Origin of the sequence: Roseobacter sp., from assembly GCF_045106495.1 — a bacterium.
Classification (GTDB): domain Bacteria; phylum Pseudomonadota; class Alphaproteobacteria; order Rhodobacterales; family Rhodobacteraceae; genus Roseobacter.
Genome location: NZ_JBGCEQ010000006.1, coordinates 88,437 through 112,887 on the forward strand (window position 1 = coordinate 88,437; position 24,451 = coordinate 112,887).

Below are 24,451 nucleotides of genomic sequence, written 5' to 3' on the forward strand. Positions count from 1 at the left end.
GTCATGCCGTAACTCTGTTCACGTGACCCATTTTCCGCCCGGGTTTCGTTTCGGATTTCCCATAAAGATGCATCGCGCAATTGACCTCTTTTGCGAGATCTGAAACCCGGTCCATATCCGCGCCGATCAGGTTTTCCATCGTGACATCGGAATGACGCGCGCCATTGCCCAGTGGCCAGCCTGCTACGGCCCTGATGTGCTGCTCGAATTGATCAACCGTACAGCCGTTCTGAGTCCAATGGCCCGAATTATGCACCCGCGGCGCGATTTCGTTCACGATCAACCCTTCTTGCGTAACAAAAAGCTCGACGCCGAGAACGCCAACATAGTCCAGTGCGTTCAATATTTTGGCAGCGATCAGAATGGCATCGGTGCGCATCGCGGCGGATAGGCGTGCAGGCACCGTGGTGGTGTGTAGAATGCCGTCTCGATGCACGTTTTCGCCCGGATCATAACAGGCAACATCTCCCTGCGGGCTGCGCGCCGCAATAACAGAGATCTCAAGGGAAAAGTCGACAAACCCTTCGAGAATAGCGGCTTGGTCCGCCATTTCGGCCCAGGCCGCATCGACGTCATCGTCGGTTTTCAGGCGGGCTTGCCCCTTGCCATCATATCCAAACCGACGTGTTTTCAAAATAGCGGGCGTGCCAATTTCCTGGACCGCCAAAAGCAGCACGTCCAGGCTGGTAACATCGGCAAACGGCGCCACGTTCAGGCCCAGGTCTCGCAGGAATGTCTTTTCCACCAACCGATCCTGACTGACCCGCAACGCTTCGCGCCCGGGACGGATAGGAGTGGTTTTTTCGATCGTATCCAGGGCCGAGGTTGGGATGTTTTCGAACTCATAGGTCACCACATCCACGTTGCCCGCGAATGCGGTTAGGGCTACGTGATCGTGGTAGGTGGCCGTCGTCACCCGGTCGGCCACATGACCAGCGGGTGGTTCCGCGCCCGGTTCAAAGATATGCGTCTTGAACCCAAGTCTGGAGGCGGCAACGGACAGCATACGCCCCAATTGACCACCGCCCAGAATACCAATTGTTGCCCCGGTTGGCAGCGCGTCAGTCATCTTCGGGCACCTCCGGGATCGATGCGGATAGATCTGCGCGCCAAGTGTCCAACCGGACAGCCAAATCCTCGTCCTGCAAGGCCAAAATGGCTGCAGCCATCAATCCGGCGTTCGCGGCGCCCGCCGCTCCAATGGCCATGGTCGCTACGGGGTATCCACGCGGCATTTGTAAGATTGAATAGAGCGAATCCACACCGGAAAGCGCTTTTGTTTGGACCGGCACGCCAATCACAGGAATACGCGTCTTCGAGGCCATCATGCCTGGCAGGTGGGCAGCTCCGCCGGCCCCGGCAATAATCACCTGCAAACCGCGGTCTGCCGCAGACTTTCCGTATTCCCACAGGCGGTCCGGCGTGCGGTGCGCTGAAACAATGCGGCTCTCATAGGGCACGTTCAGGTCGTCCAGCAGAATGGCCGCCTCGCGCAGTGTGGGCCAATCCGACTGGCTGCCCATGATGATCCCGACAACGGGTGCGGTCATGTCAAAGGCTCCCCTGACCCTGATGCTGAAATCGGCACTATAGACAAACGTTTGCTGTAGGCAATGCGCTGAAAAGAGACGCAGACAAAGACGTCAAGCTATGATGTCAGGTGTCAAACGATCTTCGATCTGGGCGATCATATCCTTCAACCGCAATTTGCGTTTTTTCAATCGTTGCAGCGTCAGCTGATCGCCCATTCCCTTTTCAACCAAGGCTTGAATGGCCTCATCCAAATCGCGGTGCTCGCGCCGGAAAACGGCAAGCTCCACCCGCAATACTTCCTCCGTTTTCATTGACAGATCCGTAGGGGCGTTCATATGGCGGTGATTCCGTTCAATAACTTTTTTCTAACATAAGCGTTCACCTTCTATTCGCCTAGCCCTTGCGTCCGGGACAATTGCTACCCATATTTATGCCACGGGTTGCCAAAATGGGACCCGAATTTGACTGTCGCTTGACGAATAAGGACGTGTCGCATGACGAAAATGACTCTGGCCTCTTATCCCCACATGCTGGGATTCGAACAGCTCGAACGTTTGCTGGAACGCACAGCGAAGTCCGGAAACGAGGGCTATCCGCCCTTTAACATTGAACAGACATCAGATTTTTCCTACCGGATCACGCTCGCCGTGGCAGGGTTCAGTGAAGAGGACTTGTCGATTACCGTAGAAGATCGCCAGCTGGTGATCCGGGGTCGGCAAACCGATGACAGTGAAGGTCGCGTGTTCCTGCACCGCGGCATAGCTTCGCGCCAGTTTCAGCGGAGCTTTGTGCTCGCCGATGGCGTCGATGTCGGTGAAGCGATTATCGAGAACGGATTGTTGCACGTGGATCTAAGCCGCGAAAAACCGCAAACTGTCGTTCAAACAATTAACATCAAGAAAGGGTGACGACATGCAAGAACCACAAGAAACAGCGCAAAACGACAATCGCATTGTTTACGTCAAAACCGTTGATGTAACAGAACTTCCCAGCGAAGTGCGCGACCAGGCTGGCGATCTGGACCAACTTTACGCGGTGCATGACAGCGAGGGCCAGCAATTGGCGCTTGTTGCGGATCGCAGTCTGGCATTCCGTTTGGCGCGGCAAAACGACTACGCGCCCGTTGCGGTGCATTGACACCCGACCAAAGAGATGAATGTTGGAAACAAGGCCGCAGCGATCTGCGGCCTTGTTTGGTTTGAGGGTGGCATATGCGCTTTGATTTCGATTGGGTAGATGCGTTTTCGGACGTGCCATTTGGTGGCAACGGCTGTTCGGTCGTGCATGGCGGGGCGGTTCTGGATGACGCGGTATGCATGGCATATGTGCGCGAAACGTCGCTGGTTGAATGCACCTTTACCGGCCCTTCGGATGTCGCGGATGTGCACGTGAGATACTTCCTCGCCAGCCGGGAAATACCCTTTGCCGGCCATCCCACCGTCGCAACGGTCATGGCGCTCAGAGCGCGCGGTTTGATCTCAGATGGCGCTTTGACACTGGAAACCCAAGCCGGGATCATTCCCGTCGAGGTTCACGGTAATCATGTGAAAATGACCCAGATCGCTCCGGTTTTTGGGCAAACTGTCCCCACGGACATCGTAGCAGCGGTTGGTGGTATCGCGCCGGGCGACATCATCGGTCAGCCGCAGATTGTCTCAACGGGTCTGCCATTTTGCATCACTGTGTTGAAAGATCGACAAACGCTTGAGCGGCTGGTGCTCGATGTGGGCGCATTGCGAACCCTTGGTCACCATTTGGGCCAGCCAGAGACCGACATGATGGAGCCTTTTTGGGTAACGCGATCTGGCGCGACGGATGCAGGGGACACCTACAGCCGTTTGTTGATAGCACCACCCAGCCCACCCGAAGATGCCTTCACCGGATCAGCCACAGGCGCAACGGCCGCATATCTTTGGGCGCACGACATGATCGAAAAATGTGATTTTGTAGCCGAACAGGGGCACGGGATGGGGCGACCGGGCCAGGCTCAGGTGCGGGTGTTGGGAGATCGCAGCGCCATTTCAGGGGTCGAAGTATCGGGGAAGGGCGTGATTGTCATGTCCGGGACTGCGGACCTGCCACAGAGCTTATGACATAAAAAAACCGCCAGCTTCAGAGAGCTGGCGGCATGATTCATGTAAGCGCTGGCTTAAACGCGGCCGCCAATCAATCCCATGCTTTCCAGCTTCAAAAGCACCTGATGCGCACAGTTGTCGACTTCGACATTCTCAGTTTCAACGCATAGCTCGGGGTTCTCTGGCACATCATAGGGGTCTGAAATCCCGGTGAACTCCTTGATTTTCCCCTCTCGGGCCAGTTTATAAAGGCCCTTGCGGTCCCGGCGCTCGCATTCTTCGATTGTCGTGGCCACATGGACCTCGACAAAGGCGCCAAAGGCTTCGATGTCTTCGCGCACGGCCCGACGGGTCGTCGCGTAGGGTGCGATTGGCGCACAGATCGCGATGCCACCGTTTTTGGTGATCTCGGAAGCCACATAACCGATGCGGCGGATGTTCAGGTCGCGGTGCTCTTTGGAAAAGCCCAATTCGGATGAAAGGTTTTTCCGCACGATATCTCCGTCGAGCAAGGTGACAGGACGGCCACCCATTTCCATCAGCTTCACCATCAGAGCATTGGCAATTGTGGATTTTCCCGAGCCGGAGAAGCCAGTGAAAAACACGGTAAACCCTTGCTGGTCCCGCGGCGGACGGGTGCGGCGCAGTTCGGTGACCACTTCCGGAAAGGAAAACCATTCGGGGATCTCAAGACCCTCGGCCAGACGGCGGCGCAATTCGGTGCCGGAGATGTTGAGGATGGTGATGTCATCCTTGTCCTTGATCTCGTCCATAGGCTCGTATTGCGCGCGTTCCTGCACCCAGACCATATGTTTGAAATCGACCATTTCGATTCCCATTTCTTCCTGGTGCGCCCGGAACATATCTTGCGCGTCATACGCCCCGTAGAAGTCTTCGCCTGCGGAGTTCTTGCCGGGTCCCGCGTGGTCGCGGCCAACAATGAAATGGGTGCAACCATGGTTTTTGCGGATCAACCCGTGCCAGACGGCCTCGCGCGGACCGGCCATGCGCATTGCCAGGTTCAGCAATGACATCGACGTTGTCGCGGCCGGGTACTTGTCGAGAACCGCTTCATAGCAACGCACGCGTGTAAAGTGATCCACATCGCCGGGTTTGGTCATGCCGACAATTGGGTGGATGAGCAGGTTTGCCTGTGCCTCGCGGGCCGCACGGAATGTCAGTTCCTGATGGGCGCGGTGCAGAGGGTTGCGGGTCTGAAAGGCGACAACACGGTTCCAGCCCACCTTGCGGAAAAAGGCGCGCAATTCATTTGGCGTGTCGCGCCGTGCCCGGAAATCATAATGCACGGGCTGCTGGATGCCTGTCACCGGACCGCCAAGATAGATTTTGCCGGCATGGTTGTGCAGGTAGTTCACCGCCGGATGCGCATCGTCATCGGCACCAAAAACTTTCTCGGCTTCGAGGGGCTTGTTCGGCTCCCAGTTGTCCGTCACAGTCATGGTCGCCAGGATCACACCTTCCTGATCGCGCAGCGCAATGTCCTGACCCACTTCCAACTTCTCAGCGAAATCCTCGGACACGTCCAACGTAATGGGCATCGGCCAAAGGGCGCCATCTGCGAGACGCATGTTTTTGACAACGCCGTCATAGTCCGCCTCTGACATGAAACCTTTGAGTGGGTTGAACCCACCGTTCATCAAAAGCTCAAGATCACAGATCTGGCGCGGTGTCAGATCCCAGCTCAGCAGATCGCCGGCGTCGGCTTTCAGCTTCTGGGCGGACTCGTAAGAAACATACAACTCAGGGATCGGCGACAGGTTGGGTCTGGGCATCAAAAAAACTCGCTTAATAAAGGTTTGGCATTCCCCCCAAAATGCGCTCGAACGGCCTTTAACGCGTGTAATGTGACAGTTTCAAGTATAGAGTGTGGTGTTGTCGGAAATTTCTATGACTTTGTGCTTAATTCTGAGCATTAGGCTGGCAACCTCAGCGGACGGCGACCTCAAAGATCAGATTCGTCGCAAAAGGACAGGCAGTCCTCCTTTGGGCTTGGGGATTGGCATGCGGCGCCATTCTGGAGGCGGGCCCGTCAGTTCAATCCGCCGTGCACGCAGTAAAGTTGCGACAAAGAGTTTGATCTGCATGGTCGAGAAGTGCATCCCGAGACACTTGTGCGCCCCACCGCCAAAAGGTGACCACGCAAACCGGTGGCTTTGGTCTTCCACACGCTCAGGCGCAAAGCGTTCCGGATCAAATTCTGTTGGGTTGGTGAAATGCTCCGGCGACAACATGGTCACCCCAGGGTTGAGTGACACGGAAGTGCCGGCGGGAATGTCATAGCCTTTCCAGTGGAAATCCTTGATCGCCTTGCGCGGGATGAAGGGCACTGGGGGGACCAGACGCAGCGCTTCGCGAAACACCAGATTGGTCTGGGTCATTTTGCCCAAAGCCTCTTCGTCCAGCGGCCCGTCGCCCAGATCTGCGACCTCTTGCGCCAAACGCTCTTGCCACTCGGGGTGTTCGCCAAGGGCGGCAATCATCACCGACAGCGCCGTGGCGGTCGTATCATGTGCGGCCATGATCAGAAGATTGAACTGCTCTAGAATCTGGTCCTCGTTCCACCCGTCGCCATTTTCGTCCTTGGCCACGCACATCTGTGAGAAAAAATCATCGCCGCCCTGCGCCCGACGCTCCGGGATCAGAGTGCGGAACGTCTCAATCAGAAACTTACGTCCCCGAACGCCGCGCCACATGGGCGTGAACGGGAAGGGGAAACGCACTGCCGTAACCGAGGCCTTGATCTCATCTTCAATGGCGCGGTTGACCTTTTTGGCCAAGGGTCCATCGAGCGGCAGACCCATGAAAACAGCACCACCCAACCGAAGCGTCAAATCCTTGATCGCATGATAGAAACAAAAGGGTTTGTCGTCCGGCCAGGACTCCAGCAGCTCGTGCATCGTGTCCGCCATCCGGATGCGGTAGTCGCGGATCGCCGAAGCGCGAAAGGCCGCCTGCATGATCCGGCGGTTGGCACGGTGGTGGTCGAAATCCTGCAAGAGCAGGCCGCCGGGATAGATGCGCTCCAAGGCGTCCCAACCGCCCTGTGACGAAAATATCTTGTCTTTGTCCAGAAGGACCTTTTCCAAGGCGTCAACGCCACACAGGTTGACCCGCCATACGCCCAGCATGTTGACCTTGTAGACCGATCCGTAGCGCGCCATGTACTCCTGCTGCGTGCCATAGGCGTCACGCACGATTTGCAAGGTGTGGCCGATCAAAGGGGTGGCAGGGGGGCCGGGAACATGGGCCAAAGCGGCTTGGGTGGGCATGGAAGAAGACCTCGCAACAAAGGAGCAATCGAAGCGTGCCGGAACCGGGCACGCGCCGAGTTATCCAATCAGGAAGTGATAGGCGTCTTAACCCACCGTACGCACGCAACACGGTGCGAATTTGCAGGGTGCAAGGAAGGTAAACGAAAAACGGCATGGGCCAAAGGTCCACGCCGTTTTTGGTCGAAGGCTATGGGGGGACTGCTGCGTTATTCCGCAGCGCTTTTGGCCAATTCCGTGACATGGTCTTGCGCGGCAGTTGCGCTTGCATCAGCGTTCTCCGCCAAAAACCGCTCCGCCTCGAGTGCGGCCATACATCCCATGCCAGCGGATGTGACCGCCTGACGATATTTATGATCGGTCAGATCACCAGCCGCAAAAACGCCCGGAATGGATGTCTCGGTGCTGTCCGGCTTAGTGACTACATAACCGCCCATATGCGTTTCAAGCACGTCTTTGACCAGCTCGTTTGACGGCGCATGCCCGATAGCCACAAAAACGCCCTTGGCCGGGATCTCGGTCAACGCACCGGTTTTGGTGTGCTTCACGCGGATCGCTTCCACACCCAGCGGAGCGTCTGTCCCGAGCACTTCGTCCAGTGCATGGAACCACAGCGGCTCGATCTTCGGGTTCTTCATTAACCGATCGATCAGAATTTTTTCCGCGCGCAACTCGTCGCGGCGGTGCACCAGTGTCACCTTGGATGCGAAATTGGTCAAAAACAGCGCTTCTTCGACGGCTGTGTTGCCGCCCCCGATCACCACGATCTCCTGTCCGCGGTAGAAAAAACCGTCACAGGTGGCGCAAGCCGAGACACCGAAGCCTTTAAATTTCTCTTCCGACGGCAATCCCAGCCATTTGGCGCGCGCGCCTGTGGCCAGAATAACCGCATCCGCAACATAGGTCGTCCCGCTGTCCCCCTTGGCCACAAAGGGGCGCTGGTCGAGCTTGAGATCGGTGATGATGTCGCCAATCACTTCGGTGCCCATCGCCTTGGCGTGCTCTTGCATGCGGATCATCAGATCCGGGCCCTGCACTTCGCTGTCGCCCGGCCAGTTTTCCACTTCGGTCGTTGTCGTCAACTGGCCGCCGGGCTCAATACCCTGCACCAAAATCGGGTTCAGCATGGCACGGCTGGCATAGACACCCGCAGTATATCCGGCAGGTCCTGATCCAATGATGAGGACGCGTGTTTGTCTTGTCTCGGCCATAAGGACCCCCGATTGAAATCATAGCAGCGATATCGGATATATAGTGCGCGCGGCCAAGCTTAAACCCCTCGCGTGACGGCGTTGCGTGCATAGCGGATTTGCATTTTCCAAGAAACGCAGAAAGATTATTGCGCAAATGCGAAAGAATATTGCGCGCTGCGCGGCCAATGTTATAACAACCGAAAAATAGGGGGGGCGACATGGCTGGCACGCGACTGGATTCTATCGATCGAAAAATCCTGGCGGAACTTCAGGCTGATGGGCGCATGACAAATGTCGAATTGGCCAATCGGGTGGGAATCTCCGCGCCGCCCTGCTTGCGCCGCGTCCGTTCGTTAGAAGAAGCCGGCTACATCCGAGGCTACCACGCCGATGTGGACGCCCGCGAATTGGGCTTTGAAGTTCAGGTTTTTGCCATGGTCGGCCTGGCTAGTCAGGCAGAATCGGATCTGTCTGTTTTTGAAGACCGCTGCCGCGCTTGGTCGCTTGTGCGCGAATGCCACATGCTTAATGGCGAAGTGGACTTCATTCTCAAATGCGTCGCTCCTGATTTGTCGACCTTTCAGAAATTCCTGACCGGAGACCTGTTGACCACGCCGAATGTTGAAAGCGTCAAGACTTCGCTTGTCATTCGCGGCGCAAAGGATGAGCCGGGTGTGCCCTTTGACGTTCTCGAAGAGCGACTGAGCACCTCGGCATAGGAGCCCGTCAGTCCAGTGTCAGATCGGTATCTTCAGGCGCACGAACATAGTTCAGGGGCCCGAAATCGCTCAGATGTTTGATGTGAGGAAACACGGACATAAAAGCGGCGCGCAGGGTCTGAGACATGAACGGCATCGGGTCCGCACCGGGGTGATAGGTTTCAATTTCCAGACCACCGGCGACAATGGCCGCATGACGCTGCAGGCTCAGGTGGAACATCCGAACGGGGGTGGGTGGCGATACCTCGATCACGTTCACGCCGTCGACAAAGGCACGCGCCGGGGTCATCAGCGGTTTGTCTTCGATGCCATTCCGTAACAACGCAGGCGTTTGCAAAAGCCGCGCGCCCGGCCCCAGGCTCAGGAAACTGTCCGGCCGGTTGATGCCAAAACTATCTGCCATAATCCGAATCAACGGACGGTCGTCGGTCTGCTTTGCGGGGGCAAAAGTGGCGGAACCGAGCCATGAGATTGCGCTGGAACCGCCATCGGCGGTCAGCAAACGGTCCCCGGGCTGCAGATCCTCGATGGCAACCAGGCCATGTGATGATTGCAATTGCGTGCCATGTGAGAATGCGCTGAAGGCCGCGTCAAACACCGCAAGGGTGGGGATCTTGCGCTGACCCTTCACAATATTGCCGTCCGGGAGCAACGCGGCAATATCGGCCATTCGAACGCCGATGGGGCTATCGGCGCGAGCGGCGCGACGCGATAGCCCGGCAATGGGCCCAAACTCAAAGGGTTCCGTGGTCATACAATCCGTTTCAAGTTGCCCACATGCCGCGTCAGTCCTACCGACAGACAGAGAAGCGATCTATTTCTTTTGTGCTTAATGGGTTGGATGTTGCGCGGTTCTGGCCTGCCCTGTCAAAAATTGACGCAGATTGTACATGGTGCCTGAGCAAAGCCTTTGAAACCAATGGAATTGTTGCCGGAGCTGAGCACGAATTGCCACATTCTCGCGCCGGTCAACGCATGACGCGCCGAGGATTAGGTCACCGATTCTGGCTTGCTTGGGCCTCGTTGCAACGGGCTTCAAACGCGTGCGATGCCAACCTCCCCTTGCAACTGCAGGGCCGTTACAAGGTGATGGTGGCGATCAGGCGGCCGTAATCTGCCTCTTTTTCATGTGTCGTGCGGCGGTAGGAATAAAACCGGTCCGGATCGGAATAGGTGCAATGACGGGTCCACTCGGCCGAGCCGATGCCGGCTTGGCGCAATCGGTGCAACCCAAATGCTGGAAGATCAAAGTGCATCCGGTCGTCCTCGCCATTGGCAAAAAAGCGACTGTTCTCCTCGTCCTCGGCCAGAAATACATCAAAAAATTCAGGTCCGACCTCATAAGCGTGCTGTGAAATCGACGGGCCGATGACCGCAGCAATCGATCCGCGCGCTGCGCCAAGGTCACACATCGCATCGATTGTCGCCTCCAAAACACCTTCAAGCGCACCGCGCCATCCGGCATGCGCCGCCCCAATGACCCCATTGTCAACATCCGCAAACAACACAGGCTGACAATCTGCAGTCAGGATCGACAAAGCGAGACCGGGCGTGTTTGTCGCCAAGGCGTCGGCTTTTGGCTTTTCCTCAAATGTTTGCCTGACCTTGATGGCGCGGGCGGAGTGGATTTGATGAACGCTCACAAGGTTTTGCGGCACCACACCCATGGCTTGCGCGACCCGTGCGCGGTTGATGGCAACAATTTCCGATTGATCTGAACTGCCTTCGCCACAATTCAATCCGGCGAAAACACCCGAAGATGCCCCGCCGCGACGCGTGAAAAAGCCGTGTTTCAAAGGCAAAAGGCTTTCAGATGTCAGTATTTCCAGTGTCATATTTCCAAACCTGGCGGTGCGGGGCTGTCTTGAGGAAAGAGGCCCATCACTTTGAACAGATTTCCCATTTCATCCGGGTGCGTCAAGCGCCGATGTGCGGCAATGTGATCCGCGCGCGCCGATCCTTGCAAACGTGTTGCCAAATCCTGCGCGCGCCGGGTGATGCCCAACCGCTCCAGAAAAACGCCCTGTGGCGTCAGGCGCGTTGTCGGGCAGGGGGCGGAGTGTGCAAGCGCTTCGAAATCCACATGTGCGGTCAGGTCCGCTTTGCCGGGGTCGGCCAGCGGGGCGACCGGTTTGTGGCCTTGCATGGCCTGAAACGTATCCCCAAGACTGGTCCAGTCGCCGTAATCGATGATCAACCCGGCCCCACCGTACTGCGCGATCCGTCGTCCCATGGCGTCTACCACCGGCGCGGCCATGGGCGCATATTCGATGACGTCACCGGGTTTTGTGTCAACCAGACGCGCTGCCAGAGCCGGTTGCGGCAACTCTGGTCCAAGTCCGAGGATCAAAGCTCCGTCCTGAACGCCGATCTGAGTTTCGCGCCAATGCCGCTCGGCACGGGTGAACTGGCGGATGGGCAGCGCGTCGAAAAATTCATTGGCCACCAAAAAAAGCGGCTGATCAGGAAGGTCGTTCACAGTGTCCACGTGACGAAGGCTGAAACCCGCAAGGGTGTCGCGCTGCAGGCCTGCCAGTTTGGGCGAGGCTTCGACCAGCACGACCTCTGCGGCTGCGTGAAAACCGGGCACCTTGCGTGTGGCGCGCAACATATCGGCCATCAGCGTTCCGCGTCCGGGGCCAAGCTCGGCCAGGGTAAAACGTGCGGGGTGGCCCTGATCCATCCAGGATTGTGCCAAGCTCAGACCGATCAGCTCGCCAAACATCTGGCTGATTTCCGGCGCTGTGATGAAATCACCAGCAGCGCCAAGCGGCATTTGCGTCGTGTAGTAGCCATGTTCCGGGTGCAACAGACAGTCTGCCATGTAATCCGCAAGCGAAAGAGGCCCGTTTTGGGCAATCCGGGAGCACAGGATCTGGCGCAGGCTCATGCCGTTCGGCGGGCTCGGGCGATCAGCCAAAGTCCCAGCAAGACCATTGGAAGCGACAGGATTTGACCCATGGTCAACCCCCAGCCCGCTATGTGCCAGGCCAATCCCAGTAGGTTACCTTCACTAACAAACTGCGCATCCGGTTGACGCACGAATTCGACGACAAACCGTGCCATGCCGTAGCCTGCGAAAAACACGCCCGCTACCAGACCCGGCGTCTTCAGCGCGCCGAAGCGCCAGACCAGCCAGATCAGCACACCGCCCAGAAGCAGACCCTCAAGAGCAGCTTCGTAAAGCTGCGATGGGTGGCGCGCGCAAATCCCGGCGATGTCCGGGCAGAATTGCGCCGCCTCTGTTGGGAATGCGACACCCCAGGGCACCGAGGTCGGCCGCCCCCAAAGTTCGGCGTTGATGAAATTGGCCAGTCGGCCCAGCAGCAACCCGGGCGGCACACCCAGGGCCATGACATCGGCGGCACTCAGGCGCGGAATGGCGTGACGCCAGGTGTAGATCAGCCCCGCGACGATCACCCCCAAAAGCCCGCCGTGAAAGGCCATGCCGCCCTGCCAGACGGCAAGTATCTCGCCCGGGTGCTGCGCATAGTAAGCGGGTTGGTAAAACGCGACATAGCCCAAACGCCCGCCCAGGATCACGCCGACGATCACCCAGGTCAGAAGGTCTTCGATCTGCGGTGCGGTCATGACCGGAGTGTTCTTTGCCCAGAGGCGCGGCGTTTTCATGGCGCGTACCACCAGCTGCCAACCGACCAGAATGCCCACAATATACGCCAACGCATACCACCGAAGCGCCAGTTCAAAGCCAAACAACGAGATCGAAAAAATCTCGGGGGACACGTCAGGGAAAGGCAGCATCGCTTGCATGAGGCATCCTTTCGTTCGGTGGCGCGACGATGTCAACCTTGCAGCAGCGGTGGTTTGTCACCATATACGGATTGTGAACAGCCGGAGGCGACAGATGCAAACGCGTAACAAGATTTTTGACGATATCTCGCAATTGATGACAAACGCGATGGGCGTGGCGCAGGGCGCCCGCGATGAGGCCGAAACCGCCATGAAAGGCATGATGGACCGCTGGCTTGCCGACCGCGATTTCGTCACCCGCGAAGAATTCGACGCGGTGCGTGCCATGGCCCAAAAAGCCCGCGAAGAGAACGAAGCGCTCAAGGCGCGACTCGACGCCATGGACGCGAAAGACTGATTTCGCGTGCTCCGAAACACCGGTCAGATGCCTCTTTTGGGGCGCTGATCTGTTAACCTCGATTAACATCCCCTTAAGCGCGCCCTCGCAATCCTTAGGATTGGTGATATTTTGCGCCCAAAACGAATTCATCCACAACTTATTGCGTTAACCCACAAGAATAGGGGTTGCCACAGGCTGCTTCGCACAGCACCATATATGGTATAGGCACGGGGGTTCGCCCCGGTCTGTAGAGCAGGCACCTAGCATTGGGGGCCGTCACCGGTCCTGAGCGCTAGCGCGAAAATAAAGGTGGCACAATGGCACTGTCAGAGCCGTATCTAGAAGACGATATTCACCCCATCGACATCGTAGAGCATCTCGCAACCCATCACGAGTGGGACTTCGACCGCATCTCGGACGAGCAGATTGCCATGGCCGTGGAAGGACAATGGCGCACCTATTCATTGACGCTGGCCTGGTCCGCCTATGATCAGACGCTGCGGATGATTTGCACCTTCGACATGGAGCCGCCGGAAGAAAAACAGCCCGAACTTTACGAATTGATCAATCACATCAATGATCAGTGCTGGGCCGGGGCCTTTACCTATTGGGACGAACAAAAACTGATGGTCTACCGTTATGGGCTGATTTTGGCCGGTGGCCATGTCGCCAGCGCCGATCAGATCGACACGATGATCAGCGCTGCGGTGATGTGCGCCGAACGCTATTACCCGGCGATGCAACTGCTGGTCTGGGGCAATCAGACACCGCATGAAGCGCTTCAGGTCGCCATTGCAGAGGCCTACGGACGCGCGTAACAATTCCCTCCGACACGAAGGTCGGTTCGGGGAGATGTCACATGAAAGACAGTCGTATCGCGCGCGACGGCTTGGTGCTGTTGGGCTGCGGCAAGATGGGATCGGCGATGCTGGCCGGATGGCTGGCCCAGGGGTTGCCCGCCAGCGCCGTCTGGGTCGTTGATCCTCAACCCTCTGACTGGCTGATCTCCACCGGCGTAACGCTGAACGGCGATTTGCCCGTGGCCCCCGCCATTGTGCTGGTGGCCGTAAAACCGCAGATGATGGCGGATGCCCTGCCGACGCTCAGGGCCATGGGCAACAGCGATACGGTTTTTGTCAGCATTGCGGCGGGGATCACCATTGCCCGGTTTGAGGATATCTTGGGGGCGGCGACCCCGATCGTGCGGGCCATGCCCAATACACCTGCAGCCATTTCGCAGGGCATCACCGCGATCATCGGCAATGAAAAGGTTGGCCACGCTGCACTGGACGAAGCCGAAGCGCTGCTCAGTGCGGTGGGCGACGTTGTCCGGCTGCAAACCGAAGCCCAGATTGACGCGGTCACCGGTGTCAGCGGATCGGGCCCGGCCTATGTCTTTCACATGATCGAAACCATGGCAGCAGCAGGTACCGCGCAAGGCCTGCCTGCAGATCTGGCGATGCAACTGGCCAAAGCCACGGTGGCGGGCGCCGGCGCGCTGGCACAGGCCGCAGAAGAGGACCCCGCCCAGTTGCGTGTCAATGTCACCTCGCCCAATGGCACAACCCAGGCCGCCCTGGAGGTGTTGATGGACAGCGACACAGGATTTCCACCGCTGTTGGCCCGCGCAGTCAAAGCGGCCACCGACAGATCACGGGAGCTTGCCAATGGATAACATCAATTTTGACGATTTTCTGAAGGTGGACGTGCGGTGTGGCGTTGTGACACGCGCCGAAACCTTTCCCGAAGCCCGCAAACCCGCGATCAAGATGTGGATCGATTTTGGCGAGGAGATCGGCGAGCGCAAGTCCTCGGCGCAGGTGACGGCGCATTACGAACCCGAGGCGCTGGTGGGTAAACAGGTGCTGGCGGTTGTGAATTTTCCGCCCCGGCAGATTGGGCCCTTCATGTCCGAAGTGCTGGTGCTGGGATTGCCCGATGAAAAAGGCGAGATCGTGTTGATCACGCCGGATCAGGATGTGCCCAAGGGAGGGCGATTGCATTGACCAAGATTTTCATGACCCGACCTTTGCCCGACTCCGTTCAGGCTGCGGCAGCGGATCTTTTTGATCTGACGGTACGGCCTCAAACCTCGCCGCTGACGGTGGAGGAAATGCGCACAGCGCTCAGCGACTATGACGGCGTTGTGCCCACCTTGGGGGATATGTTCTCATCCGAGATTTTCGTGGCTGAACCCGCATGGCGCTGCCAGATCCTTGCCAATTTCGGCGTGGGGTACAATCACATCGATGTGGACGCAGCCACCGCCAGCGGCCTGACGGTCACAAACACGCCTGGTGCCGTAACCGACGCCACGGCGGATACGGCCATGACGCTGATGCTGATGAGCGCACGGCGTGCGGGCGAGGGCGAAAGGCTGCTGCGCGCGGGGCATTGGGAGGGCTGGCATCCGACGCAGCTTCTGGGCATGCATCTGGGTGGCAAAACCGTCGGCATCGTGGGCATGGGACGCATCGGACAGGCCATCGCGCGGCGCTGTCACTTCGGGTTCGGCATGCATGTCGCCTACCACAGCCGCTCTGCCAAGACGTTGGATTTCCCCGCCACACAGATGGACAGCCTGTTGCATTTGGCTGCTGCCGTCGACGTGTTGGTCGTGGCCGTCCCGGGGGGCGATGCCACGCATCACCTGATCAATGCGCAGGTGCTTTCTGTCATGCAAAGCCACGCCCATCTGATCAATATCGCGCGCGGCAACGTCGTCGAGGAAAGCGCGCTCATCGCGGCCCTCAGCGCCGGTGACATTGGCGGCGCGGGGCTGGATGTCTATGAGTTCGAGCCGGTTGTGCCCGAAGCGCTCAAAGCCATGGAAAACGTGGTGTTGTTGCCGCATATCGGCACCGCAGCGCTGGAGGTGCGCGAAGACATGGGGATGATGACCGTCACGAACCTCAAGGCCTTCTTCACGGGAGAGATCCCGCCTAACAAGGTCTGACGGTTCAGCTGTCGCCCACCGCCTCGCGCCAATGTCGGCGGCACAAGGACACATAGGTCTCATTGCCGCCGATCTGGACCTGCGCCCCGTCCAGCAGCGCCTTGCCCTCTGCGTCCATCCGGACCACCATCGTGGCCTTTTTGCCGCAATGACAGATCGTGCGCACTTCGCGCATTTCATCGGCAAGCGCCAGAAGCGCAGCGGAACCGGGAAAGAGCTTGCCGCGAAAATCTACGCGAAGCCCGAAACACATCACTGGCAGACCCAGATCATCCACGACCCGCGCCAGCTGCCAGACCTGCGACTCGGTCAGAAACTGCGACTCATCGACAAAGACACAGGCCACGGGTCCTTCCTTTTGGCGCGCGGCGAGGCGGGAAAAAAGATCATCCGTGTCGGAAAAGGTATCGGCCTTTTCGCCAATGCCGATGCGCGATGCGATGCGGCCATCGCCAGCGCGCTTGTCGAATTGCGCCGTCAGCAGATAGGGCGTCATGCCGCGCTCACGGTAATTGTGCGCGGCCTGCAGCAACCCTGTTGATTTGCCCGCATTCATCGTCGAATAATGAAAATAGAGTTTGGCCATATGCGTTTGATAGGGCCCGGAAGGGCCCGTCGCAAGCATAGGCAAACATAATACATGAGCTGGTGCGCGGCTGTCGGCATTTCAGCCGACCCGCCGTTCCCAAACCGGCAGAACGCAACATAGCTCAAAACCGAAACCGGTGCAGGGGACACCGGCCACTCGCTAATTCCCGAACAATGGGAATACCTGTATAAATGACATTTCCCTGACATCCGATTAATGGGGGACGCTGGACATTATTCCCTCGGAAGGTGAATACTTAAAATTCGAACTTGAAGAGGGCGATATGACGGCGATCGGCAGATACCTGAAGAAACATACGGAATCACTGGTTAAGGACGTCGGCATAGAGCAGGCCTGCCAGATTACCGGGAAATCCAAGGCCACGCTGGGGCGATACTATTCAGATCATGATGAACATTCGGACCGGTATATGCCCATCGAAACCGTCGCGCGGTTGGAACAGGCCGCGACCTATCCCCATGTAACCGGCGCGCTGGCCGAGTTGTCGGGAACATCTTTGCAATATGACGAACGCCGCCCAAATGCTGATCGCCCTGGCGGGGTGAATGCGGATGTGATTGCGCTCAGCCAGAGGTTTGCCATGCTGATGGGTGAATATCAGCAGTCGATGGAAGACGGCAAAATCACGGTCAATGAAGCCAAACGCCTCTTGCGCGAAACCAGCCTGTTGCAGCAGGTGCTGATCGATATGAAACTGCATCTGGAAAATGACCATGGCGTGGCGTGACGCATCGCGCCCGCCCCGATTTTACCCGTGACGCTCAACCAGAACTGACCCCACGGAATATCCCGCGCCAAAAGAGCAGATGATGCCCAGATCACCGGGCACCATGTCGCTGGAGTGCTTTGAAAACGCGATGATCGACCCGGCCGAAGATGTATTGGCATAGTCCTGCAGGATATTCGGTTGTTCCTCCGGAGCAGGCGTACGACCCAGAACCTTGCGCCCGATGAAATCATTCATGGTCTTGTTGGCCTGATGCAGCCAAAGACGTTTTAGGTCACCGGATTGCACACCTGCGTCACCCAAATGCGCGGCCATATGCGCAGAAACAAGCGGCAAGACTTCCTTGAACACCTTGCGGCCGTTTTGCATGAATTGCATGTCGCGCCGGTCCGCCATGCCAGCCGGGCGAGAGCGTCGCAAATACCCATTGTTGTTGCGGATATTGTTGGAAAACTGCGTGGCACAACGGGTTGATCTGATCTCGAAACTCGGCCCTTTTGCCGCCTCGCGCCGCTCGATCAGTGTTGCTGTAGCCACATCGCCGAAAATGAAATGGCAGTCCCGGTCGCGCCATTCCAGATGCGCCGAACAGATCTCCGGGTTGATCACCAGCGCGCTTTTGACACTGCCCGAGCGCACCATGTCCGCCGCCGCCTGAATGCCAAAGGTGGCGGAGGAACACGCCACATTCATGTCAAAGGCAAATCCCTCCACGCCCAGAAGCTCCTGGATTTCAATCGCCAAAGCCGGGTAGGCGCGCTCCATATTGGAGGCCGCACAGATCACAAGACCGACGTCGCGCGCTGTTTTCCCTGCCATGTCGAGCGCCTTGTTGGCGGCGCTCACCCCCATCTCGGCCATTACCGAGGGTTCTTCGTCACTGCGCTGACGCAACAGCGGGTGCATCACGGTTGGATCCAGCACACCGGACTTGTCCATGACAAAGCGCTGATAGATGCCAGAGGCTTTGACGATGAAATCCTCGGAAGAATACTCTTTGGCCGCCATCTTGCCTGCCGCAATCGCCTGCGCGTTTTCCGCGTTGTAAAGATCCGCATAGCCGTTGAAGGCCGTCACCAACTCGGCATTGGTGATCACGTTTTCCGGGGTGAAAACACCACTTCCGGTAATGGCAGGTATATGCATTTCTGGGCCTCCGTTGCGCATCAGTGTTGGACGCAAACCGCCCCGATCGTCAAGCCGCGCAGAAAAGGGTGACGCGGCGTTGGCACCTTATCGGGTTGGTACGGAGTAAAGCGTGAAGCCCTCGCGCTGTGCAACCGCCACTGCGCCGGTGTCGCTGGTGAATGCGCCCAAAATCTCTGCGTCACTGGGACAGCCAACCAGATCTGCGGCGTCATCCAGAAACAGATTGGTCGTGGCGTCTTCGCCCAGACGTCGGCACGGATCGCCCTCATAGCGATACCCGTTTCCGAAAAATGGCAGCGATGACGGGGGCAGGGCCACAGGCGCACAGGCCATCACCGTCGCCAGCAGCGGCAGCATTTTGATACCGGTCACAGGGCGGCCCTCGCCTCTAGTGTAGCCGGGCGCGCACAAGATAGGCGGTGATTTCCGTCTCTCCCAAGGCGCGCATCGCATGCAGCCGGTGCAATCCTTCAACAAGAATGAACCCGGTTCCGTCCTTGCGCACCTGAATGGGCGTAGTTTGGCCGTTTTCCAACATGTCTTCTGCGATCACATCGACCTTGGCCGCATCCAGCGTACGGGCCCGTTTGACGGGGACCCGGATGTCCGTAAGGGTGATCGTTTGCTTGTCCAACATTGCACAACTGTGCTCGGGTTTTCATTAGAAAGCCAGCACCAATGCATCAAAACGTGTTTCGAGCCATTGCGCTTCTCCCGGCGCCATTGTTTGTCACATCCGGGGCGGGCGGCTTTTGTAAACCGGCAGGCGCCAGCCAAAGGCCAGCGATCCCGCACGCAATGCCCAAGTGACACCCGCACAGAGCGCCAGCGCAGGCAAGGCTTCCGCAAAATACGGGCGGGCGAAGGCGGCAACCGTTGCCCCGGCAAAGGCCGCCGTCACATAAAGCTCGCCCTGTTTCAGGACCAGCGGCACATCATCCAGCACAACATCGCGCAGCAGCCCGCCCATGCAGCCGGTGATCGTGCCCATCAGGACCACAACCAAGATAGGCTGGTCCAGCGCCAAAGCCACACCGGTGCCCGCGGGAACCGCGACGGCCAGCGCAAAGCTATCCAGCCAGATCAGCGTCTTGAGGCGGCTCTCAAAGAGGTGCGCGGTCAAAAAAACGATCAGGGCTGCGGCGCAGGCGACGCCGATATAGACGGGTTGGGCAATCCAGAAGATCGGGTTGCGGTCCAGCAGTACGTCGCGCAGCGTGCCGCCGCCCACCGCCGTCAGGCAAGCCACAAATGCAAATCCGACAATGTCGAGCTGTTGGCGGCTTGCCACCAGTGCGCCGGTCAGTGCAAAGATAAACACCGAGGCATAGTCTAGAAAACTGATCAAGCTCATAGGGCCGCCTTTATCCACTCAAACGCGCGGGCGTAAGGGGGCGCAAACCCTTCGGGCAGAGGCGCATCAAGGTCCAGCCAGTAAAACCGGAACAGATGCCCACCGTCATCCGCGCACAGATGCTGCCACTTTGGGCGCAGCGGTCCCGCCAACTGGCACAGGCTGAAATGCCAGCGTGTCTCAGGGGCAATATCCGTGCTCGACCCTAGATAGATCGCGGCGCGCGTTTCCAATCCGCTTTCCTCAAAAAGCGCGCGGGCGGCGGCTTGCTCTGGGCGTTCATCTGCGGCCACGCCGCCCTTGACCAGCTGTAACCCGGCCTGAGGGTGTTCAAAGGCGGCAATCCGGCGCGGCACACCGTCCAGATGCAAACCCACCGGGCAGGCGATGTCACGCATCAGATGTCTTGAAGGGGGCCATTCCAGCACGCGCCAGCGCATCCGCCCGTTCGTTTTCGGGGTGGCCCGCGTGTCCCTTGACCCATTTCCAGGTCACGTCATGGCGCGCATTAGCGGCGTCCAGACGTTGCCATAGCTCGGCATTGGCCACGGGCTTTTTTGCGGCATTCTTCCAGCCATTTTTCTTCCATCCAAAGATCCAGGAGGTGATGCCTTTCTTGACGTAGTTGCTGTCAGTGACCAGCGTGATGGTGCTGCGACGCGACAGCGATTCCAGCGCATTGATCGCTGCCAGCAATTCCATTCGGTTGTTGGTGGTCTCCGGCTCACCGCCTTTGAGTTCACGTTCCTTGACAACCGCATCGCCTTCCATCGCGCGCAGCAACGCCCCCCAACCACCGGGGCCGGGATTGCCCGAACAGGCGCCATCCGTATATGCAAAAAGCTCAGCCATGAGCGGCGAGGCATATCCATGGTGCCTCCACACCGTCAAGGCCCTTTTCCCGCCCTGTTGTGCGATCCGTAACCGTCAGACCCACGGCGCCGAGCAATCCGGTCAACTCCGCGTCGGTGTAGTAGGTGTAAAGCCGCCCGATTGAATCCCGTTTGCTGCCGGTGCCGGTTTTCATGCCGATGTGAAACTGCCCGCCCGGTTTCAGCGCTTGCGCAAGGGCAGCAAGATGCCGGGGCATGTCCGCACGCGATGCATGCAGCAGCGAGAAATTCGCCCAGATGCCATCATAAAGATCAGTCCCGGTGATATCGTCAAAACTTGCAACCCGCGCGTCCACGCCATCATGCTGTGCGGCCAGCGCCACCATTTCCGGCACCGGGTCTGTCGCGGTCACCATCAAACCGGCGCGCGCCATTGCGCCTGCGGAATTGCCCGGGCCACATCCCAGATCAAGCACGGTGCCGCCGTGGGGCAGGGCCGAAACGAAGGCCACCAGATGGGAATTAGGCTGATCCGGCGCAGCCACCATATCGGCGTATTCCTGCGCCTTTTCGGCATAAACCTTCAGTGTTTCATCGTCGCTCACAGGAAAACCCCCACACTCAGGCACAAAATCACAACGGTCGTCAGCAACAGACGCAGGGACATCCACCAGCCGGGTGTCAAACCCCAGCGCCAGAAGGCGAAGTCCAGCACCAACAGTCCCGCAAAGCCAAAAATCAGGTTCAGGCCCGCCGTTACCGGGCCCCCGCCGGTCATGAAAAACGCCCAAAGGGCGGGGATGACGGACAATACATAGCCCGCCGCCGCCTTCGCCCCGGTGGTTTTGGTGGCAAAACCCCAGAGCACGCCGGACATGAAAGACAAGATCACCGAGCCGTAGAAGAGTTGTACGTAAGGCCCGATGAACCGTGAGCCGAGGGCACGCATGCCCCAGTCTGCCAGCGGATCAATCAGATAGGTCGCTGCCCCCCAGACAAAGGGGATCAGACCCGCTAGCCCCAGCAGCAGGGGGGCCATTGGTACGCGTTTCATTGGCGTTCCGGCGCAGTACGACACGCGCCTGCGTGCATGATCAAACCCCGGCACCCTGGGAACGCCCGCGGATTGCCCATTTCGATCATGCAGGTTCCCTCAAGACGCGCGGTACCTTGAACTCCACGTTCTCCACGGCGGTCTCCACCACCTCGCGGGTCACGTCGTAGTGCTCCGAAAAAGCGTCCATCACCTCGTTGATCAGAACCTCCGGCGCGGAAGCCCCGGCGGTGATGCCAATGCTGCGAATGCCCTGCAAAGCGCGCCAGTCGATGTCGCTCGCCCGCTGGACAAGCTGCGCATAGTCACAGCCCGCGCGCGCGCCGACCTCCACCAACCGTTTTGAATTGCTGGAATTGGGCGCGCCAACCACCAGAATGGCATCGCATTTCGGTGCCATGGCCTTCACTGCTTCCTGGCGATTGGTCGTGGCATAACAAATATCTTCTTTGTGGGGGCCGGCGATGCTCGGAAACCGCGCCTGCAAGGCGGTCACGACTTCGGCGGTATCATCCACGCTCAGGGTCGTCTGGGTGACATAGGCCAAACGCTCAGGGTCGCGCACCACGACCTGCGCTACATCGTCCGGTGTCTCGACCAGCAGCACATCTCCCTCCGGCAACTGCCCCATAGTGCCGACGGTTTCGGGGTGGCCCGCATGACCGATCATGATCATCTGCAACCCGTTGTCCGCGTGGCGCTGCGCTTCGATATGCACCTTGCTGACCAGCGGGCAGGTGGCATCCACGTAGACCATCTCGCGCGCGGCGGCGGCGGCCGGTACGGACTTGGGCACGCCATGGGCTGAAAAAATCACCGGCCGGTCGTCCGGACACTCGGAAAGCTCCTCGACAAAGACGGCCCCCTTGTCGCGCAGACCGTCGACCACGAATTTGTTGTGCACGATTTCGTGGCGCACGTAGACCGGCGCCCCCCATTTCTCCAAGGCCATTTCTACGATCTTGATCGCCCGGTCCACGCCCGCGCAAAAGCCGCGCGGTGCTGCAAGATACAGGGTGAGGGGTGGTTTGCTCATGGTTTGGTCTCCGGCTTCGCACCGAAAGTGCGTCACAAAACATCTTGAAACCAGAGGTAAGGGTTTGCTGTCTCAGCGTCCAGAGGGTCGTGTGGTCGCGCCGGGCGAACCGGAGCTGCCACCTCAGCCGGTGGCCGTCTCGGGGAATTCGCGCGGCGGACGCCCGATGACATCCTTAAGCTCGTCCAGCTCGATGAAATTGTCCGCCTGGCGGCGCAACTCATCCGAAATCATCGGCGGTTGGCTGCGAATGGTCGAGACTACGGAAACACGCACGCCGGAACGTTGAAGGCTTTCGATCAGCGGGCGGAAATCACCGTCGCCGGAAAACAGCACAATGTGATCGACCCTTGGCGCCAGCTCCATCGCATCCACGGCCAGCTCGATGTCCATATTGCCCTTCACTTTACGGCGGCCCATGCTGTCGGTGTACTCCTTGGCCGGTTTCGTCACCATGGTGAACCCGTTGTAGTTCAACCAATCGACGAGAGGACGAATCGGCGAATATTCATCGTTCTCCAGCAAGGCAGTGTAGTAAAACGCGCGTAACAGCTTTCCACGACGCATGAACTCCTGGCGTAGAAGCTTGTAGTCAATATCAAAGCCAAGGGACTTGGCCGCAGCGTAGAGATTCGACCCGTCGATGAACAGCGCAAGCCGTTCGTCCTTGTAAAACATGGTTTGTCCTTCCAATGCGTCAGACGCTAGCGTTTAAAAAACGACATGATTAAATGATTGGCGTTCCGACATCGCCGAAAGTAAGGGTTTTTCCGGGTGCTGCAAGAGAGGGTGACGATGAAAACAGGCGAAGTTCTGCCACAAATCCGGTCAGTTGCGCTGGTTGCCCTAGGGTCAAACCGCACATCTGATCACGGTGACCCGACGGAAACTGTCAGAAAAGGCATTCTATCACTGGTTGAAAATTTCCAAGCGATTCGCGCAGTTAGCTCTCTTTATCGCACCCCCGCGTTCCCCCCGGGCAGCGGTCCAGATTTTGTGAATGCGGCGGTGGCGATAGAGGTCGAAGAGCCTCCAGAAATTGTGATCGAAAAACTTCACAAAATCGAAGAAAACATGGGTCGCACCCGTGATGCGCGCTGGGAGCCCAGGATTTTGGATCTGGACCTCGTCGCGCATGGGGATCATGTGCTGCCGGATGCGGCCAAACATGCGCGGTGGCGCGACTTGTCATTGGATCAGCAAATGGCGCAGGCCCCCGAAGAGCTTATTCTGCCACACCCCCGGGTTCAGGAGCGTGCCTTTGTATTGGTCCCCTTGGCGGATGTCGCCCCCGACTGGAAGCATCCCGTGCTGGGCCTGACTGTCAGCGAGATGCTAGCGGCCTTGCCGCAGGCGCAAAAAGAAGAGATTGTCAGGCTCGAATAGACGCTTGTATATCTCGCAAAAGAGGCCTAAATACGCGTCTTCTGACAAATCCCCGATTTATGGAGTGTTCCATGGCCCGCGTCACAGTTGAAGATTGTGTTGATAAAGTCCCAAACCGGTTCGAACTGGTGATGCTCGCAGCGCACCGCGCCCGCGAAATTGCAGCCGGGTCCGCCGTGACTGTCAACCGTGACAACGACAAAAACCCGGTTGTGTCGCTGCGTGAGATCGCCGACGAAACGCAGAGCGCCGACGAGCTGCGTGAACGCCTGATCGAAAGCAACCAGAACCAGATCGAAGTTGATGAGCCCGAAGAAGACGCCATGGCGCTTTTGATGGGAGCCGAGCAGGATAAGCCCGAAGAAGACAGCATGTCCGAAGAAATGCTCCTGCGCCAGTTGATGGCTGCACAAGGGCAGGGCTGAGCTCTGCCACGCCGCCCTGAG

Annotated in this window: 33 protein-coding genes; 12 read left to right on the forward strand and 21 right to left on the reverse strand. The window is 58.4% G+C overall.

What is annotated here, in order from left to right:
* Position 1 precedes the first annotated feature (1 nt).
* The 3 genes from AB8B75_RS05950 to AB8B75_RS05960 form a co-directional block, all read right to left on the reverse strand.
* A complete protein-coding gene (locus AB8B75_RS05950) occupies positions 2-1,069 on the reverse strand; it encodes a 5-(carboxyamino)imidazole ribonucleotide synthase (protein ID WP_405360609.1) in 1,068 nt (355 codons plus the stop codon).
* Positions 1,062-1,550, reverse strand: a complete 489-nt coding sequence (purE, locus tag AB8B75_RS05955) for a 5-(carboxyamino)imidazole ribonucleotide mutase (protein WP_405360611.1) — start codon at positions 1,548-1,550, stop codon at positions 1,062-1,064. Before purE ends, AB8B75_RS05950 begins: the two co-directional genes overlap by 8 nt.
* A gap of 93 nt (positions 1,551-1,643) precedes the next feature.
* Positions 1,644-1,868: a YdcH family protein gene (locus AB8B75_RS05960; RefSeq protein WP_405360613.1), complete on the reverse strand. Its 225-nt coding sequence runs from the start codon at positions 1,866-1,868 to the stop codon at positions 1,644-1,646.
* A gap of 159 nt (positions 1,869-2,027) precedes the next feature.
* Between AB8B75_RS05960 and AB8B75_RS05965 the strand changes: the two genes are divergently transcribed.
* The 3 genes from AB8B75_RS05965 to AB8B75_RS05975 all read left to right on the forward strand — a co-directional run bounded on the left by AB8B75_RS05965 (position 2,028) and on the right by AB8B75_RS05975 (position 3,626).
* A complete protein-coding gene (locus tag AB8B75_RS05965; protein WP_405360614.1) occupies positions 2,028-2,441 on the forward strand; it encodes an Hsp20 family protein in 414 nt (137 codons plus the stop codon).
* Between the two features lie 4 nt (positions 2,442-2,445).
* Positions 2,446-2,670 (forward strand): DUF1150 family protein, encoded by a 225-nt coding sequence (locus tag AB8B75_RS05970; RefSeq protein WP_405360616.1) that lies wholly within the window; start codon positions 2,446-2,448, stop codon positions 2,668-2,670.
* Between the two features lie 74 nt (positions 2,671-2,744).
* Positions 2,745-3,626: a PhzF family phenazine biosynthesis protein gene (locus tag AB8B75_RS05975; protein WP_405360618.1), complete on the forward strand. Its 882-nt coding sequence runs from the start codon at positions 2,745-2,747 to the stop codon at positions 3,624-3,626.
* 56 nt (positions 3,627-3,682) lie between these two features.
* On the opposite strand, the gene AB8B75_RS05980 is transcribed toward AB8B75_RS05975, so the two are convergent.
* The 3 genes from AB8B75_RS05980 to trxB all read right to left on the reverse strand — a co-directional run bounded on the left by AB8B75_RS05980 (position 3,683) and on the right by trxB (position 8,109).
* Entirely contained in the window at positions 3,683-5,401 is a 1,719-nt protein-coding gene (locus tag AB8B75_RS05980) for a bifunctional sulfate adenylyltransferase/adenylylsulfate kinase (RefSeq protein WP_405360619.1), read from the reverse strand.
* Between the two features lie 177 nt (positions 5,402-5,578).
* On the reverse strand, positions 5,579-6,898 hold the full coding sequence (locus tag AB8B75_RS05985; protein ID WP_405360621.1) for a cytochrome P450: 1,320 nt from the start codon (positions 6,896-6,898) through the stop codon (positions 5,579-5,581).
* Positions 6,899-7,107: 209 nt separating this feature from the next.
* On the reverse strand, positions 7,108-8,109 hold the full coding sequence (trxB, locus tag AB8B75_RS05990) for a thioredoxin-disulfide reductase (RefSeq protein ID WP_405360623.1): 1,002 nt from the start codon (positions 8,107-8,109) through the stop codon (positions 7,108-7,110).
* Between the two features lie 200 nt (positions 8,110-8,309).
* On the opposite strand from trxB, the gene AB8B75_RS05995 reads away from it, so the two are divergent.
* Positions 8,310-8,810, forward strand: coding sequence for an Lrp/AsnC family transcriptional regulator (locus AB8B75_RS05995; protein ID WP_405360625.1), 501 nt, complete (start codon positions 8,310-8,312; stop codon positions 8,808-8,810).
* Positions 8,811-8,817: 7 nt separating this feature from the next.
* On the opposite strand, the gene AB8B75_RS06000 is transcribed toward AB8B75_RS05995, so the two are convergent.
* From AB8B75_RS06000 to lgt, 4 genes are all read right to left on the reverse strand, one after another.
* Complete coding sequence (locus AB8B75_RS06000) at positions 8,818-9,564, reverse strand: Hint domain-containing protein (RefSeq protein ID WP_405360627.1); 747 nt, start codon at positions 9,562-9,564, stop codon at positions 8,818-8,820.
* A 325-nt stretch (positions 9,565-9,889) separates the two neighbouring features.
* On the reverse strand, positions 9,890-10,645 hold the full coding sequence (gene pgeF, locus AB8B75_RS06005; RefSeq protein ID WP_405360628.1) for a peptidoglycan editing factor PgeF: 756 nt from the start codon (positions 10,643-10,645) through the stop codon (positions 9,890-9,892).
* Positions 10,642-11,700: a class I SAM-dependent methyltransferase gene (locus AB8B75_RS06010; RefSeq protein ID WP_405360629.1), complete on the reverse strand. Its 1,059-nt coding sequence runs from the start codon at positions 11,698-11,700 to the stop codon at positions 10,642-10,644. The genes pgeF and AB8B75_RS06010 overlap by 4 nt, the downstream gene beginning before the upstream one ends.
* Complete coding sequence (gene lgt, locus AB8B75_RS06015; RefSeq protein WP_405360631.1) at positions 11,697-12,581, reverse strand: prolipoprotein diacylglyceryl transferase; 885 nt, start codon at positions 12,579-12,581, stop codon at positions 11,697-11,699. The genes AB8B75_RS06010 and lgt overlap by 4 nt, the downstream gene beginning before the upstream one ends.
* A 94-nt stretch (positions 12,582-12,675) precedes the next feature.
* On the opposite strand from lgt, the gene AB8B75_RS06020 reads away from it, so the two are divergent.
* From AB8B75_RS06020 to AB8B75_RS06040, 5 genes are all read left to right on the forward strand, one after another.
* Complete coding sequence (locus AB8B75_RS06020) at positions 12,676-12,918, forward strand: accessory factor UbiK family protein (RefSeq protein WP_405360632.1); 243 nt, start codon at positions 12,676-12,678, stop codon at positions 12,916-12,918.
* Between the two features lie 299 nt (positions 12,919-13,217).
* Complete coding sequence (locus AB8B75_RS06025; protein ID WP_405360634.1) at positions 13,218-13,718, forward strand: YbjN domain-containing protein; 501 nt, start codon at positions 13,218-13,220, stop codon at positions 13,716-13,718.
* Between the two features lie 41 nt (positions 13,719-13,759).
* Positions 13,760-14,575, forward strand: a complete 816-nt coding sequence (gene proC / locus AB8B75_RS06030; RefSeq protein WP_405360636.1) for a pyrroline-5-carboxylate reductase — start codon at positions 13,760-13,762, stop codon at positions 14,573-14,575.
* On the forward strand, positions 14,568-14,906 hold the full coding sequence (locus tag AB8B75_RS06035) for a tRNA-binding protein (RefSeq protein WP_405360638.1): 339 nt from the start codon (positions 14,568-14,570) through the stop codon (positions 14,904-14,906). Before proC ends, AB8B75_RS06035 begins: the two co-directional genes overlap by 8 nt.
* The gene (locus AB8B75_RS06040) at positions 14,903-15,856 is read left to right on the forward strand and encodes a 2-hydroxyacid dehydrogenase (RefSeq protein ID WP_405360640.1); all 954 of its coding nucleotides are present in this window, start codon (positions 14,903-14,905) and stop codon (positions 15,854-15,856) included. Before AB8B75_RS06035 ends, AB8B75_RS06040 begins: the two co-directional genes overlap by 4 nt.
* Positions 15,857-15,860: 4 nt before the next feature.
* Here AB8B75_RS06040 and AB8B75_RS06045 read toward each other — a convergent pair whose 3' ends face one another.
* A complete protein-coding gene (locus AB8B75_RS06045; RefSeq protein ID WP_405360642.1) occupies positions 15,861-16,442 on the reverse strand; it encodes a thymidine kinase in 582 nt (193 codons plus the stop codon).
* Between the two features lie 286 nt (positions 16,443-16,728).
* Between AB8B75_RS06045 and AB8B75_RS06050 the strand changes: the two genes are divergently transcribed.
* Positions 16,729-17,193 carry a hypothetical protein gene (locus AB8B75_RS06050; protein WP_405360644.1) on the forward strand — a complete coding sequence of 155 codons (465 nt, stop codon included), beginning with the start codon at positions 16,729-16,731 and terminating at the stop codon, positions 17,191-17,193.
* A 21-nt stretch (positions 17,194-17,214) separates the two neighbouring features.
* Here the strand turns inward: AB8B75_RS06050 and AB8B75_RS06055 are convergent, their stop codons facing one another.
* The 10 genes from AB8B75_RS06055 to AB8B75_RS06100 form a co-directional block, all read right to left on the reverse strand.
* Positions 17,215-18,339, reverse strand: coding sequence for a beta-ketoacyl-ACP synthase III (locus AB8B75_RS06055; RefSeq protein WP_405360646.1), 1,125 nt, complete (start codon positions 18,337-18,339; stop codon positions 17,215-17,217).
* Positions 18,340-18,426: 87 nt separating this feature from the next.
* Positions 18,427-18,714, reverse strand: a complete 288-nt coding sequence (locus AB8B75_RS06060) for a hypothetical protein (RefSeq protein ID WP_405360648.1) — start codon at positions 18,712-18,714, stop codon at positions 18,427-18,429.
* Between the two features lie 16 nt (positions 18,715-18,730).
* On the reverse strand, positions 18,731-18,979 hold the full coding sequence (locus AB8B75_RS06065; RefSeq protein WP_405360649.1) for a ParB N-terminal domain-containing protein: 249 nt from the start codon (positions 18,977-18,979) through the stop codon (positions 18,731-18,733).
* A gap of 93 nt (positions 18,980-19,072) precedes the next feature.
* Positions 19,073-19,696, reverse strand: coding sequence for a trimeric intracellular cation channel family protein (locus tag AB8B75_RS06070; protein ID WP_405360651.1), 624 nt, complete (start codon positions 19,694-19,696; stop codon positions 19,073-19,075).
* Positions 19,693-20,094: an NUDIX domain-containing protein gene (locus tag AB8B75_RS06075; protein ID WP_405360652.1), complete on the reverse strand. Its 402-nt coding sequence runs from the start codon at positions 20,092-20,094 to the stop codon at positions 19,693-19,695. The genes AB8B75_RS06070 and AB8B75_RS06075 overlap by 4 nt, the downstream gene beginning before the upstream one ends.
* Positions 20,087-20,548 (reverse strand): ribonuclease HI, encoded by a 462-nt coding sequence (gene rnhA / locus AB8B75_RS06080; RefSeq protein ID WP_405360654.1) that lies wholly within the window; start codon positions 20,546-20,548, stop codon positions 20,087-20,089. The genes AB8B75_RS06075 and rnhA overlap by 8 nt, the downstream gene beginning before the upstream one ends.
* Positions 20,541-21,134, reverse strand: a complete 594-nt coding sequence (locus tag AB8B75_RS06085) for a class I SAM-dependent methyltransferase (RefSeq protein WP_405360656.1) — start codon at positions 21,132-21,134, stop codon at positions 20,541-20,543. The genes rnhA and AB8B75_RS06085 overlap by 8 nt, the downstream gene beginning before the upstream one ends.
* Positions 21,131-21,583 (reverse strand): DUF3429 domain-containing protein, encoded by a 453-nt coding sequence (locus AB8B75_RS06090; protein WP_405360657.1) that lies wholly within the window; start codon positions 21,581-21,583, stop codon positions 21,131-21,133. The genes AB8B75_RS06085 and AB8B75_RS06090 overlap by 4 nt, the downstream gene beginning before the upstream one ends.
* A gap of 85 nt (positions 21,584-21,668) precedes the next feature.
* A complete protein-coding gene (gene ispH, locus AB8B75_RS06095) occupies positions 21,669-22,619 on the reverse strand; it encodes a 4-hydroxy-3-methylbut-2-enyl diphosphate reductase (protein WP_405360658.1) in 951 nt (316 codons plus the stop codon).
* A 123-nt stretch (positions 22,620-22,742) separates the two neighbouring features.
* On the reverse strand, positions 22,743-23,297 hold the full coding sequence (locus tag AB8B75_RS06100; RefSeq protein WP_405360660.1) for an NYN domain-containing protein: 555 nt from the start codon (positions 23,295-23,297) through the stop codon (positions 22,743-22,745).
* Positions 23,298-23,414: 117 nt separating this feature from the next.
* On the opposite strand from AB8B75_RS06100, the gene folK reads away from it, so the two are divergent.
* Both folK and rpoZ read left to right on the forward strand, forming a co-directional pair.
* Positions 23,415-24,005 carry a 2-amino-4-hydroxy-6-hydroxymethyldihydropteridine diphosphokinase gene (gene folK / locus AB8B75_RS06105; RefSeq protein WP_405360661.1) on the forward strand — a complete coding sequence of 197 codons (591 nt, stop codon included), beginning with the start codon at positions 23,415-23,417 and terminating at the stop codon, positions 24,003-24,005.
* A 71-nt stretch (positions 24,006-24,076) separates the two neighbouring features.
* Positions 24,077-24,430, forward strand: a complete 354-nt coding sequence (rpoZ, locus tag AB8B75_RS06110) for a DNA-directed RNA polymerase subunit omega (RefSeq protein WP_405360663.1) — start codon at positions 24,077-24,079, stop codon at positions 24,428-24,430.
* The last annotated feature ends 21 nt before the right edge of the window (positions 24,431-24,451 follow it).